The sequence below is a fragment of the Sphingomonas aliaeris genome (assembly GCF_016743815.1).
GTDB classification, from domain to species: domain Bacteria; phylum Pseudomonadota; class Alphaproteobacteria; order Sphingomonadales; family Sphingomonadaceae; genus Sphingomonas; species Sphingomonas aliaeris.
This window is the reverse complement of sequence record NZ_CP061035.1, coordinates 1,636,425-1,649,408: the sequence shown is the minus strand read 5'-3', so window position 1 is coordinate 1,649,408 and position 12,984 is coordinate 1,636,425. Positions and strand designations below refer to the sequence as shown.

Here is a 12,984-nt window from a genome sequence, read left to right as displayed (position 1 = left end):
CGAACACCCCCTGTCGCCACGACTAGGTTCGTGACACTGGTTCATCGATGCACCCCACCCTCCTCCCCGTTGCCGAAGCCCAGACGCGGCTGTTCGCGCTCGCCCGCCCGCTCTCGACCGAAACCGTGCCGTTGGCCGGGGCCGCGGGGCGCTGGACCGCGGAGGCCGTGGACGCGAACCGTACGCAGCCGGACAGCGATCTCTCCGCAATGGACGGATACGCCATCCGTCATGCGGACCTGCCAGGGCCATTCGCGCTGATCGGCGAGAGCGCCGCGGGGCACGCCTTCAGCGGCACCGTCGGGCTGGGGCAGACCACCCGCATCTTCACGGGGGCCGCGATGCCCGGCGGGACCGATTGCGTCCTTGTACAGGAAGATGCGGAACGCCAAGATCTCACGATCCGGCTGTCAGGCGAAGGACCGCCGCGCGTCGGCAGCAACGTCCGCCCGCGCGGGCTGGATTTCTCGACCGGTGACGCCCTGATCGAGAAGGGCCAACGCCTCACACCGGCCGGCCTCGCCCTCGCCGCGATCGCCGGACACGCGACCCTGCCCGTCGCGCGCCGCCTGACGGTCGCGATCGCCGCGACCGGCGACGAGCTCGCGCCGCCCGGCACGCAGGACCCGGGCAAGTTGCCCGAAACCAACGGCCTCATGATCGCCGCGATGCTTCGCGACTTGCCGGTCGAGATCGTCGACCTCGGCATCATACCGGACGACCTGCCGACGATGACTGCCGCCTTCGCCGCCGTCCGCGCCGACATATTGGTCACGACGGGCGGCGCGTCGGTCGGCGATCACGACCTCGTCCGCCCGGCGCTGTCGGCGGCAGGCGGGTCGATCGATTTCTGGCGCATCGCCTTGCGTCCGGGCAAGCCGATGATGGCCGGGCGGCTGGGCGATGCCGTCGTCCTGGGCCTGCCGGGCAATCCGGTCTCCGCATTCGTGACCGCGCACCTGTTCCTTCGCCCGCTGATCGCCGCCATGTCCGGCGCGACCGATCCGCTGCCGCGGCCCTTCCCCGCACGGCTCGGCGAACCGATCCGCGCGAACGACCACCGGCAGGACTATCTGCGCGCCGAATTGCGTGACGGACTGGTCTTCGCATCGACGGTGCAGGACAGTTCGATGCTGCGGACGCTCGCCCGCGCGAACTGCCTTCTCGTCCGCGATCCGCATGCGGCGGCCGGCCAGATCGGCGATGCGGTGGAGATCCTGCCGATCGCTTGACTTCCCTACAAGTGTTCCATAAAAGTTCCGCGTCTGTTCTGACGGAGGAACGCGAATGCTCACGCGTAAGCAGCATGAACTTATCTGCTTCATCAACGATCGGCTCGAGGAGTCCGGTGTCTCGCCCTCGTTCGAGGAGATGAAGGAGGCGCTCGATCTGAAGTCGAAGTCCGGCGTCCACCGCCTGATCAGCGCTCTGGAGGAACGCAAGTTCATCCGCCGCTTGCCGAACCGCGCCCGCGCGCTCGAGGTATTGAAGATGCCGGAGCGCGGCGAGGTCACCGCAAAGGTCAAGCTGGAAACAGCCGAGCCGTCGAACCTCCGTCCGCTGCCGCAGCCCGCTAACGACGTGATCGAAATCCCGCTGCACGGCCGGATCGCCGCCGGTGTGCCGATCGAGGCATTCGAGGGCAGCGCGATGCTGGCCGTGCCTGCCGCCCTGCTCGGCGGCGGCGAGCATTATGCGCTGGAGGTTTCGGGGGATTCGATGGTCGAGGCCGGGATTCTCGACGGCGACTATGCGCTGATCCGCCGTGCCGACACCGCGCGTGACGGCGAGATCGTCGTCGCTTTGATCGAGGATAGCGAGGCGACGCTGAAATACTTCCGCCGCGAAGGCGCTATGATCCGGCTGGATCCCGCAAACCGCGCCTATGATCCGCAGCGTTACGCCCCGCAGCAGGTTCGCGTGCAGGGTAAGCTCGCCGGTCTGCTCCGCCGCTATGTCTGAAATCCTGCGCTCCGGGGACCGGTATCCGCCACGGATGCCGGTCCCCGGTTTGCATCACCGTGACGACCTTTTGCCGCGACAGGGTGATCGCGACCCCACCCGTTTCCGAAAGCGCTGGCCGGTCCAGCTTCAGCCATCGGGGTTTGCACGGTCCCGGCAAGCGCCGTTCGCTGACCACGATGTCCGCCGTCGCGCAGGCCGCGACAAGCTCCTGCACCGGCATCAGGTAGATGCTGCGAGTTGCGAGTATCCGCCATGTGCGGCCTCCCGCCGTCCGGTCGATCGCGCATAGGTCCCGGTTGCATCGCGCATCCCGCTGTTCCGACAGGAGAAGCGGCACGCCATCCATGCCGCCATTCTCGGCCAACATGCTCGACGTATAGTCGCCGGCCCGGTCTCGCAACATGGCCAGCCCGCCGTTCGTCATGCGCACCGCAAGATGTCGCCCGTCGCCCGTGACCAGAAGATCCGGCGCCGGTGTCGCCAGCGCCCAGACGAGCCCCGCCCCAAGCGGTATCACGCCCAGACGCCGCCACCGCGTCCGCCACAATGCGATCCACAATCCACCGATCACCATCGCGGCAAACGCCCCGCCCGGCATCGCCGGAAGTGCGGCAACCGAACCCGGCGCTTCAGCGGTCGTCCGCGCGATCCACAGCAACACGGCCAATGCCTTGCCCGTCAGCCACCAGAACGGTGCGCCAAGACCAACCGCATCGAACGCAAGGGCGAGCGCTTCGAGCGGCATGATGACGAACGTCGTCAGCGGGATCGCCACGATATTCGCCGCCACGCCGTACAATCCCGCCTTGTGGAAATGGTACAGGCCAATCGGCAGCAACGCGATCTCGACCGCGAGCCCTGTCACCACCAGCGCCCCGATCGCGCGCGCGAACCGTCTCCATCGCGCCTCTTCGCGCGCGGATATCAACGCCTTCACCCCCGGATGCTCGTTCAGAGCGACGATCGCGGTGATCGCGGCGAACGACAATTGGAAGCTCGGCCCCGCCAGCGCTTCCGGCCACATCAGCAGCACGACGACGGCTCCCGCCGCGATCAGCCGCAGCGTCATCGCCTCCCGCCCCATCGCCAGCGCAACCAGCACCAGCAACGCCGCGACGCACGACCGGATCGTCGGCACCTGCGATCCGGTCAGCAACGTATAGCCGATCGCCGCCCCTGCCCCGGCCGCCGCGGCGATCAACGGCAGCCTGAACCGCAAGGCGAGCCAGGGGCTGAGTGCCAGCAGGCGCAGGACGATCATCATCGTCGCCGCCACCACCGCCGTGATATGCAAGCCGCTGACCGACAACAGGTGCGCCAGCCCGGAGCGGCGCATTGTCTCCGCGTCCGCCTCCGAGATCGCGCCCTCGTCCCCTGTCGCCAGTGCGCTCGCGATCCCGCCTGCGCTTCCGCCGAGACTGTGCTCAATATGCTCCGACAGCCGCTGCCTGAGTCCCGGACCATTGCTGTCACCGCCCGAGAGTATGCGAACCGGTGCGAACCCGCGCCCGGTGCCACTGATCCGGTCGAACCACGCCACGCGGGCATAATCATAGGCGCCCGGCACGGCGGGTTGCGGCGGCGGCATCAATCGCGCCCTCAATGCGATGATCGAACCGGTCGAAAGACCCGCGGGGACATCGGCCAGTGCCAGATTGACCCGAATAAACGCGGGCAACACTGTCAACCGGGCGCGGACACGCGAACCGCTCGCGCCCGCATCGATCACCCGCGTCGGTGCCAGCCGCAATCGCACCAGTTCGCGCGCCGGAAGCGGCTCCAGCCGTTCCACTTTCGCTTCGAACGCCACGATCGTCGGCCGCGTCAGAACAGCGCCGCCCGCCCTTTCCGCGCGCGCCCACACCGACGCCAGCCCGATTAGAAACGCCAGTGCCGCGATGAGGACCGCGCGCGATGCACGATCGCCCCGCCCGATCGCCGCCGCGCCCAATGCCACCGCGCCCGCCAGCAACATCGCGACGATCCACGCGGCTTCATCGGGCAAAAGGAACCACGCCGCGATCCCCGCGCCCAGCATCACCGGCAGCCACAGGATCAACTGGTCCCGTTCCGCCTCCAGCCAATCCGCAACGCTGCGGCGCCGTGGAACCCGATGACGCGCGACGATTTGAAGCGGCCATGGTCGCATGCTAGGGGGCTGTGCGGCTGTACTGGCCATCACATTCAAGTCTGGGAGCAAGCGCGGTTGGGCGCAACACAAGAAGCAGGGGCCGCCGATCTGGCGACGCCCCCGGCCAAGAAGGTCGTCACCCGGTTTGCGCCTTCGCCGACCGGTTTCCTGCATATCGGCGGGGCCCGTACGGCGCTGTTCAACTGGCTGTACGCTCGGCACACCGGCGGCGATTTTCTGTTGCGGATCGAGGATACGGATCGCGCGCGCTCGACCCAGCCTGCGATCGACGCGATCCTCGATTCGATGTCGTGGCTCGGTCTCGATTGGGATGGCGAGACGGTCTATCAGTTCGCCCGTGCCACGCGTCATGCGGAGGTCGCCAACGAGCTTCTGGCCGCCGGCAACGCCTATAAATGCTATGCCACGCCCGAGGAACTGACGGCGCTGCGTGAGTCGCAAAAGGCCGCCAAGCAGCCGATGCGCTACGACGGCCGATGGCGCGATCGTGCGCCCGAGGACGCACCCGAAGGTGCGCCTTTCGTCGTCCGCATCAAGGCCCCGAAGGACGGTGCCACGACGATCGACGACAAGGTGCAGGGTCCGGTTACGGTCCAGAATGCCGAACTGGACGATTTCGTCCTGCTGCGTTCGGACGGAACGCCGACCTATATGCTCGCGGTCGTCGTCGACGATCATGACATGGGCGTGACGCACGTCATTCGCGGCGACGATCATCTGAACAACGCGTTTCGTCAGCTTGCGGTCATTCGCGGCATGGGCTGGGAAGAACCGGTCTACGCGCACATTCCGCTGATTCACGGCACGGACGGCGCGAAACTGAGCAAGCGTCACGGCGCGGTCGGGGTCGATTCGTACCGCGACGAACTCGGCATCCTGCCGGAGGCGCTCGGCAACTATCTGCTCCGGCTCGGCTGGGGCCACGGCGATGACGAAGTGATCAGCCGCGACCAGGCGATCGAGTGGTTCGATCTGCCGGGCGTCGGCAAATCGCCGTCTCGCTTCGACCTGAAAAAGCTGGAGAACCTCAACGGCCAGTATATTCGCGAAGCCGATGACGCCCGGCTGGCCGATCTCGTCGCAGGCAAGCTGGACCCCGCGCCTTCGCAGGCGCAGCACGACCTGCTCGTCCGGGCGATGCCGTCGCTGAAGCCCCGCGCGGCGAACCTCAACGAACTGGCCGCCGCTACCGCCTTCCTGTTTGCGGTACGGCCTCTTCCGATCGATCCGGCGGCGGCCGATCTCATAACGGGCAGCGCGCCCGCCATTCTCGCAACTGCACACAGCGCGCTTGACGCGCTGGACGGCTGGGATACGGAGAAACTCGAAGACGCGGTTCGGCATGTTGCCGAACAATCCGGGGTCAAACTCGGCCAGGTTGCGCAGCCCCTGCGGGTCGCTCTGACTGGCAAGAAGACCTCGCCGGGAATTTTCGATGTGCTCGTATTGCTCGGGCGCGAGGAAAGCCTGGCCCGGATCGCCGATCACATGAACGCCTGAACGGGCCCCGCGAGGAAAAGGACGTAGTATGAGCGACACCGCAAAGCTGCCCGCAACCCTGAATGTCGAAGGCAAGGACATCGACTGCGCAGTCATGTCCGGCACCGTCGGCCCCGACGTTATCGACATCCGCAAACTGTATGCCCAGACGGGCAAGTTCACCTACGATCCGGGATTCACCTCGACCGCGTCGTGCGACAGCGCGATCACCTATATCGATGGCGACGAAGGCGTTCTGCTGCACCGCGGCTATCCGATCGGTCAGCTTGCCGAGGATTCGAGCTTCATGGAGGTATCGTACCTCCTGTTGAACGGCGAACTTCCCTCGAAGGACGAACTCGAGGCGTTCAGCCACACGATCAGCCGCCACACGATGCTGCACGAACAGCTTGCGACTTTCTATCGCGGCTTCCGTCGCGACGCGCATCCGATGGCGATCATGTGCGGCGTCGTCGGCGCGCTCAGCGCCTTCTACCATGATTCGACCGACATTACCGATCCGCAGCAGCGCATGATCGCCAGCCATCGCCTGATCGCGAAAATGCCGACGATCGCTGCGATGGCGTACAAGTACAGCGTCGGTCAGCCGTTCCTGTATCCGGACAACAACCTGTCCTACACCGGCAACTTCCTGCGCATGACGTTCGGCGTTCCGGCCGAGGAATATGTCGTCAATCCGATCGTCGAAAAGGCGATGGACCGCATCTTCATCCTGCATGCCGATCACGAACAGAATGCATCCACCTCGACCGTGCGTCTCGCCGGCTCGTCGGGTGCGAACCCGTTCGCCTGCATCGCGGCTGGCATCGCCTGCCTGTGGGGCCCGGCGCATGGCGGCGCGAACGAGGCCGCGCTCAACATGCTGCGCGAAATCGGCACGGTGGACCGCATTCCTGAATATATCGCCCGTGCGAAGGACAAGAACGATCCGTTCCGCCTGATGGGATTCGGCCACCGCGTGTACAAGAATTACGATCCGCGCGCGACCGTGATGCAGCAGACCGTCCGCGAAGTGCTCGGCGAACTGGGCGTGACCGATCCGGTCTTCGACGTCGCGCTGAAGCTCGAGGAAATGGCGCTGAGCGATCCATATTTCGTCGAGAAGAAGCTGTTCCCCAACGTCGATTTCTATTCGGGCGTCATCCTGTCGGCGATCGGTTTCCCGACGACCATGTTCACCGTCCTCTTCGCGCTCGCCCGCACCGTCGGCTGGGTCGCGCAGTGGAACGAGATGATCAGCGATCCGGCGCAGAAGATTGGCCGTCCGCGGCAGTTGTACACCGGCCCGACGCAGCGCGACTACGTCCCCGTCGGCGAGCGATAAGACATGCGCGTCACTCAGGTTCTGGTCCTGATCGCGGGCATCGCCGCGGTCCTGATGGGGCTGCTCTGGATCGGCCAGGGCCTGGGCTACGTACATTGGCCGGCGAAGGGCAATTTCATGCTCGATCAGCGCGAATGGGCGGTCAAGGGCGCGCTGCTGGCGGCGATCGGCGTCGGGGCGATCTGGTGGTCGCGGCGGCGATAGTTCGGCCGGCGCATAGGCCACAGGTGCGGTTTGCTACCCTTGATACGGTAGCGTGAAGACGAACCGTGCGCCATCCCCCGGGGCGCTGTCGACCGTGATGTCCCCGCCCATCGCCCGCGCCAGCCGGCGCGCGATGTACAGGCCGAGCCCGCTCCCGCCCGGCTCGCCCGGATCGACCCGTTCGAACTTGTCGAAGATCCGCTCCTGATCCTGGATCGCGATACCCTTGCCCTGATCGGCGACGATCACCATTGCAGCCTCGCCCGCGCGCTCCGTATGGATCCGCACGATCCCGCCCGCCGGGGAATATCGCACCGCATTGCCGATCAAATTGACCAATACCTGCAACGCGCGGCGGAATTCGCCATGCGCGGGCGCCACGTCATCGGTCTCCGATCGGTCGATCGATACGAGGGACGCGCTAGCCCGCACTGCCAGCAACCCGGCCGCTCGGCGCGCGACGTCGCCCAGGTCGATGGCTTCAGTCGTGACGGCAAAGTCCGGCCGTTCGATCGCCTGCAAATCGACCAGATCGTCGATCAACCCCATCAGATGCCGCCCCGCGCTTGCGATATCGGCGGCATAATCGACGTAATCCTGACGCAGCGGTCCCTCCGACTGCGCGTTGATGCTGTCCGCATTAGCGATGATCCGCCCCAGCGGCGTACGCAAGGCGGCATCCAGTCGAACCGCGAAGGAGCCGGGCAGCCCGCCCGATGGAACGATGTCCGGCTCGGCCTGACGCTCCGACGGGACGACGCTCGCCAAGACGTGAACGGCGCCGATAAAGCCTGCGAATCCGCCCATCCGGTCGGTACGCGGCGTCGCGGTCAGCCGGACGTCCTGACCGGTCGGACGAAGGATCGCCCGTTGATCCTCGAACCGCTGCCGTTTCGCCAGGCCGTTGAGAATGGGAAACGCCCCCTCCCCGTCCTCGCCCAGCGCGAACAGTCCGGTCAGCGGTTGCCCCATCAGCGCCGTAGGATCGAAGCCATGACGCGTACCCGCGCCGGCAGACACATACGTCAAACGAAGCGCGGCATCCGTCTCCCACAGCCAATCCGCCTTGCTGCGAACGAAATCGCCGTCGCGATTGCCGGCCGATACACCGGGAATCCACGCCGTGCGCAATTGCCATCCCGTGATTTCAAGCTGCACGCCATCCGACGTCGGATCCGCCTTCACCCACAGTTCGAGGTCGCCATCGGCATCGCCCGCAATGACGGCGCGCGTCACGGGAATACCCAACCGCTTTGCCAGCCGGGCGACGCTAGCGATCTGCGGCACCGCCACGCTTTGGCCGATCGCCCCGCCGGCGCGCACGTTCAGTTCGTCCAGGCGTGTATCGGCCTCCCGCAACCGCCCATCGGGATCGATCAACCCGCGGACGGCGGCAAAATCGACCTCGCTCATCGGTATGCTTGCGCCCCGTGCATCAGAGCGGAAAGCGCCGCGCGATAGTCCGGATGCAGTTTCATCGGAGCCAGCGCCTGCCGGGCACGCGTCGGCGAAACGTCCGCAATGTCGTCCAGCGAATCGGCGAAATCCTCCAGATCGCGTCGCGCATCGGCTTCGCACAGCGCCAGACCGATCCGCGCGATCGTCCGCCGGTCACAGTCCAAAGCGCGCAACACGAGCCACAAGCGGCCCGTATCCGGATCGCACACGATCTCACGACCCTGTTCGTAATCGAGCCCCACCGCCTGTGAGAGGAAGGCGGTGAACAGCGCAATCCTCCGGTCGCCGATCGCCTCGATCAGCAATGACGGCAGTTCCTGCGGTCCGGCTTCGAACGCGACCGCCAGCCGCATCGCCACCGCTTCCAGCCGGTCGCGATCGTCATGTGCGGACAGACTGTGCAGCGCCGCTTCGGCAAGCGCCGCATCCAGCACCGCCACCTCCTGCCCCGATGCATCGCATCTTTCGCGTACTGCCGCCGCCACCCACCAGACCAATCGCTGGTGCAATCCGGCGGGTAGGTCCTTCTGCGAGATGCACTCGATGACGCCACGGCGGCGACTTTCCGCCATGAACAACCCGGTGGAGGCTTCCGCCACGATACGGTCGGGATGGTTGGCAAGGCGCGCCAGCAGGCTCGGCGAGATCGAGTTCCGCCGGGCTGGTGGCGGGCAGTGCATCGCCGATCGCTTCCATCCGGACGCGCGCGATCACTTCGCTCATCAACTCGCTGTCCCGCAACAGTCCGGCGCCGACGAGCCGCTCCAGAATGGCGCGTGTTCCGCCCGTCAGCCGCATCGCAAGTTCGGGTTCCTCACGCGCCACGAGCAAGCGGGCGGTATGCTGGATCAACGCCGCCTCGACCCCGGCAACCAGGCCCGTCAGAGCATCCGCGATTCCGCTCCGCATCCGGTCGTCGAGCCGGGCGACGTCGGGCAGGAAGAAGTCCTCGATCGCCGCGGAGACACGCATCCGGCCGTGGACATCGGCGGTCGCAGCCTGCGTGATCAGCGCGCCGGCAGCGCTTCCGCGCATATCATTCATTTCGCGAACATCGGTCGACATGCGGCCGTTCTAGGCACGTGTCGTTAAAACGAGCCTAAGGCTTTTCGCGGAAGCCCTCGATCGCCGCGGACAGGGTCGCGGTGGCGTAGATCGCCGCCAGCGACAAGCCGATCAGCGGTAATTCGGCCACGGCAAAGGGCAATATCGTCAGCAGATAGGCGACCGGACTGCCCCACCAACGCCGGCGCGTACCGGGACGGGCCGCGCGCTGCGTCAGCGCTCCGGCTACGACCAGCGCGATTCCGAGCGTCCAGCCCGTCGCGGTGCCCAGCGCGATACTCGTCACGTGTCCGATGGTCAGCGCGACCGAAGCCGCCAGTCCCGGGATCGCAACCGTCTGAAACTGCGCCAGACCCTCCTCGTCGCGCAACCAGGCGAGCGCCGCTCCGATCGTGAAGACCAGGCTTGCGCCGATCGCCACCACGATCCCCGCCCAGTCCTGATCGAACAGAATGGCCGCGATCGCGATCAGTCCGAGCAGCACGCCCGCCGCGCTGACTGCCCAGCTCGGCACGACCCGCGCCATCAGGTGCGGCAAGGCCAAACGGGCGAGCGGCGCCAGGATGTATCGGTCCGCCCATTCGATCGGCTTCGAAACCAGCGCCGCCAGAATGATATTGCCGCGTTCGGCCAGCGTCCGCAGAATCGCGTTCGATGCCGTGGGCGCCGCCCGCCGCCCCCGGCAACAGCGCGATATGCTGTGCCCGCGCCTGCGCCGCCACACGCAGCAGCGTCGACTGAAAATCATAATCCTTCGGCATCGCCGCCACCTCGGCGATCCGCTTCGCCTCAAGCCGCGCGAGCCCGGCCCAGGCGGTTTCCGCCCCGACCCGCTCGAACCCCGGCGACGCCTCGCGTTCCGATACGGTCAGCAACGCATCGCCGCCATCCTTGGACAGGACGGCGATCACATCGCCCGTCGTGACCAGTCCGTCAGCGACGACCAGCACGCGCGCCAGCGGATGCAATTTCTCCGCCGCCTCGCTGGCGGATCGCACGACATCCACCGATGCCCCGCGCCGACCGACGCGCGCGATCGCACCGAGCAATTCCGGCGTCAGCCGGGCGACGACGACGATGATCTGGCTGACCCCGGCGGAAACCAGCAAACGCGCCTGAAATTCGATCAGCGTCAGCCCGCCGAACGGCAGGGTCGCCGCCAGCATGCCCGGCCGATCATCGGCATCGTCCGTCGCGAAAATCAGTCCAGCAAGCATTTGTCAGGCTGTTAGGCGGTCGGGCCGGAATTGGCAAAGGCTCCGCACCACGATCGGTACGGAGCCTGCGAAAAGCGATCGGTCCGGAGCAACGCCGAAACCGTCGCGTGCTGATCAATGCGCCTTGGCGATATCCGCAGTAACTTCGGCCATCGCCTCGTCTATCCCCTTCAGCGCCTCGGAACGCGCTTCGCTAGACATATCGCGATTGTTCTCGATCGATGCGCGCGCGCTGCGCAGTCCCGCCATCGCGGATCGCAGGGCGTTGCGTTCGATATCCGCGCTGTTGGCGGCGACCTTCGTACCCTCGGCAACGGCCTGCTCGATCCGGTTGGTGCAGATGATGATATGCTTCTTCTGACCGCGTTGCTCGTTGATCACCATCTGCTTGGCATCACCCTTGGGGCAGTTGGCGGAGGTGACCTCGGGCATATTGCGCAGTTCGTCCATCCCGCGCCAATCCTCGGTGATGACCTTACCGTCCTTGCCACGCGTAATGACCTTGACGCGCTTCACCACCTTGCCATCCGTGACGGTCGTGGACGACTGTATATTCCGGTCCTCGCCCGGTCCGGGTGGCGGCAGGTTCAGCGCCTCGGGCTGTTCCGGCGGCGCGGGCGGTGCGGGCATCTCCGCGACCTGCGCTTCGGTATAGGGCGCCGGCTCGGCAGGCGTGACGGTTTCGAACTGGGCCAGGTTCACGCCCGTCACCGTCTCGACTTTCGAACGCACGGTCTCTGCCGCCTGCGTACCCGACGCGGTCAGGCCCAGCCCCGCCACCCCGATCGCCGCGATCGCCGCCGCGCCGCCGATAAGGCGAGACCGGCTGGTCTTGTTGGTCGTCAGAATCTTCAGTCTCCCTTTGAGGTCGTTGATCGTGTGGAGGTGGCAGGCGGCCGACACCGCGCCGCCATGCGCCGATTTGACGATCGCGCAGGCATAGGCATGCCGCGCCATCGGACTGAGTCCCGCAAGCACGCGCGCATCGTTGGCGATTTCCTGATCGGCGCGGAACGCCCGGAACGCGCGCCACGCCACCGGATTGAACCAGTGCAGCGCAAGTACGGCGAGCGCGAACCAGTTCGCCGCAAGATCGTGCCGGGCATGATGTCCAAGCTCATGCGCCAGCGCCAGATCGCGCTCGTCCTGATCGTAGCGCGAGACGAAATCGCGCGGAAAGGCGACGTATTTGCGCAGCACGCCGAAGGCCAGTGGGCCGTTCGCCGCGTCGGTCTCGATCAGGTGGATTCCGCCTTCCATCTGCGTGCCGCGCACCTGTTCGTCGAGCATGCGGCGGCAAAACGCGCAAATGCTGGACCGCGTGCCAGCCGAGAAACACCGCCGCGCCCACGATCCACAATCCCGCCATGATCGGCCCGAACATCGCGAAGTGATCGACGGACGAGGACACAGCTTTACCCCCGCTGAACGGCTCGACCACATAGACGGTGATCGTATTGCTCGCTGCGGCGATCGGCGCAGTCGCCGCTTCGCGCCACGACACCGGCAAAGGCGGCAATATCATCCGCAGCGCGGGCAATGCCCATAAGGCATAGGCGACGTCGGGGCCGAACGCCCGGCGCACCGGCCCGCGCAGCATCAGGACCAGCGCCATCAGCAGGGTCGATGCGATCAGCGTCTCGATCCCCCAGCCGATAAACCCGGCGCTCACGATTTCAGCCCCTTCAGCAGCGCCTCGATCTCGGCAATGTCGGTCGCGGTCAGTTCGTCCCGCTCGGCCAGATGCGCAACCAGCGGCGTCAGCTTGCCGCCGAACAACCGGTCCATCAGCTTGCGGCTTTCCCCGGCGACGTAATCGCCCCGCGCGACGAGCGGGCGGTACAGGTACCGCCGCCCCTCTTCCTCATGCGCGATGATGTTCTTGGCGAGCAAACGGCCGAGCAATGTCTTCACCGTATTCGCGCTCCAGTCGCGGGTCGACGGGATGCGCTCGGCCACGTCCTGCGCGGTCAGTGGGCTTTCGTCCCACAGTACCTCCATCACCGTATGCTCCGCATCGCTGATCCGTTCGGCCATTCGACTCGCTCCCGTACTGACTACGCCTGTAATCGCAGTGATTACGGTTGTAGTCAAGTCGA

General features: G+C 66.2%; 13 protein-coding genes and 1 pseudogene. 7 read left to right on the top strand and 7 right to left on the bottom strand.

The window, feature by feature from the left end:
* The first annotated feature begins 47 nt into the window (after window positions 1-47).
* Both H5J25_RS07805 and lexA read left to right on the top strand, forming a co-directional pair.
* Window positions 48-1,232 carry a molybdopterin molybdotransferase MoeA gene (locus tag H5J25_RS07805; protein ID WP_202095462.1) on the top strand — a complete coding sequence of 395 codons (1,185 nt, stop codon included), beginning with the start codon at window positions 48-50 and terminating at the stop codon, window positions 1,230-1,232.
* 55 nt (window positions 1,233-1,287) lie between these two features.
* Window positions 1,288-1,962 carry a transcriptional repressor LexA gene (gene lexA, locus H5J25_RS07800; protein WP_202095455.1) on the top strand — a complete coding sequence of 225 codons (675 nt, stop codon included), beginning with the start codon at window positions 1,288-1,290 and terminating at the stop codon, window positions 1,960-1,962.
* On the opposite strand, the gene H5J25_RS07795 is transcribed toward lexA, so the two are convergent.
* Window positions 1,853-4,114 carry a ComEC/Rec2 family competence protein gene (locus tag H5J25_RS07795; protein ID WP_202095453.1) on the bottom strand — a complete coding sequence of 754 codons (2,262 nt, stop codon included), beginning with the start codon at window positions 4,112-4,114 and terminating at the stop codon, window positions 1,853-1,855. The two genes, lexA and H5J25_RS07795, sit on opposite strands and share 110 nt — an antisense overlap.
* Window positions 4,115-4,171: 57 nt before the next feature.
* Here H5J25_RS07795 and gltX point away from each other — a divergent pair, with 57 nt between their 5' ends.
* The 3 genes from gltX to H5J25_RS07780 are packed head-to-tail and all read left to right on the top strand — an operon-like array spanning window position 4,172 to window position 7,145.
* On the top strand, window positions 4,172-5,617 hold the full coding sequence (gene gltX, locus H5J25_RS07790) for a glutamate--tRNA ligase (protein ID WP_225883432.1): 1,446 nt from the start codon (window positions 4,172-4,174) through the stop codon (window positions 5,615-5,617).
* 28 nt (window positions 5,618-5,645) lie between these two features.
* A complete protein-coding gene (locus tag H5J25_RS07785) occupies window positions 5,646-6,941 on the top strand; it encodes a citrate synthase (RefSeq protein ID WP_202095450.1) in 1,296 nt (431 codons plus the stop codon).
* Window positions 6,942-6,944: 3 nt separating this feature from the next.
* Window positions 6,945-7,145 carry a hypothetical protein gene (locus tag H5J25_RS07780; protein WP_202095443.1) on the top strand — a complete coding sequence of 67 codons (201 nt, stop codon included), beginning with the start codon at window positions 6,945-6,947 and terminating at the stop codon, window positions 7,143-7,145.
* 33 nt (window positions 7,146-7,178) lie between these two features.
* Here H5J25_RS07780 and H5J25_RS07775 read toward each other — a convergent pair whose 3' ends face one another.
* Together H5J25_RS07775 and H5J25_RS07770 are read right to left on the bottom strand one after the other, a co-directional pair.
* Window positions 7,179-8,558, bottom strand: a complete 1,380-nt coding sequence (locus H5J25_RS07775; protein WP_202095442.1) for a PAS domain-containing sensor histidine kinase — start codon at window positions 8,556-8,558, stop codon at window positions 7,179-7,181.
* A complete protein-coding gene (locus H5J25_RS07770) occupies window positions 8,555-9,283 on the bottom strand; it encodes a DUF2336 domain-containing protein (protein WP_225883431.1) in 729 nt (242 codons plus the stop codon). The genes H5J25_RS07775 and H5J25_RS07770 overlap by 4 nt, the downstream gene beginning before the upstream one ends.
* Here H5J25_RS07770 and H5J25_RS20630 point away from each other — a divergent pair.
* Window positions 9,174-9,695 carry a hypothetical protein gene (locus tag H5J25_RS20630; RefSeq protein ID WP_225883553.1) on the top strand — a complete coding sequence of 174 codons (522 nt, stop codon included), beginning with the start codon at window positions 9,174-9,176 and terminating at the stop codon, window positions 9,693-9,695. The two genes, H5J25_RS07770 and H5J25_RS20630, sit on opposite strands and share 110 nt — an antisense overlap.
* A gap of 7 nt (window positions 9,696-9,702) precedes the next feature.
* On the opposite strand, the gene H5J25_RS20625 is transcribed toward H5J25_RS20630, so the two are convergent.
* The gene (locus H5J25_RS20625; RefSeq protein ID WP_225883430.1) at window positions 9,703-10,416 is read right to left on the bottom strand and encodes a hypothetical protein; all 714 of its coding nucleotides are present in this window, start codon (window positions 10,414-10,416) and stop codon (window positions 9,703-9,705) included.
* A 173-nt stretch (window positions 10,417-10,589) separates the two neighbouring features.
* Between H5J25_RS20625 and H5J25_RS20620 the strand changes: the two genes are divergently transcribed.
* Window positions 10,590-10,787: a hypothetical protein gene (locus tag H5J25_RS20620; RefSeq protein WP_225883429.1), complete on the top strand. Its 198-nt coding sequence runs from the start codon at window positions 10,590-10,592 to the stop codon at window positions 10,785-10,787.
* A 212-nt stretch (window positions 10,788-10,999) separates the two neighbouring features.
* Here the strand turns inward: H5J25_RS20620 and H5J25_RS07760 are convergent, their stop codons facing one another.
* The 3 genes and pseudogenes from H5J25_RS07760 to H5J25_RS07755 all read right to left on the bottom strand — a co-directional run bounded on the left by H5J25_RS07760 (window position 11,000) and on the right by H5J25_RS07755 (window position 12,922).
* Window positions 11,000-12,175, bottom strand: coding sequence for a M56 family metallopeptidase (locus H5J25_RS07760; protein WP_263973964.1), 1,176 nt, complete (start codon window positions 12,173-12,175; stop codon window positions 11,000-11,002).
* 85 nt (window positions 12,176-12,260) lie between these two features.
* A pseudogene (locus tag H5J25_RS21120) lies at window positions 12,261-12,485 on the bottom strand (hypothetical protein); the annotation flags it as partial.
* Between the two features lie 68 nt (window positions 12,486-12,553).
* Window positions 12,554-12,922, bottom strand: a complete 369-nt coding sequence (locus H5J25_RS07755; RefSeq protein WP_202095441.1) for a BlaI/MecI/CopY family transcriptional regulator — start codon at window positions 12,920-12,922, stop codon at window positions 12,554-12,556.
* Window positions 12,923-12,984: the final 62 nt, after the last annotated feature.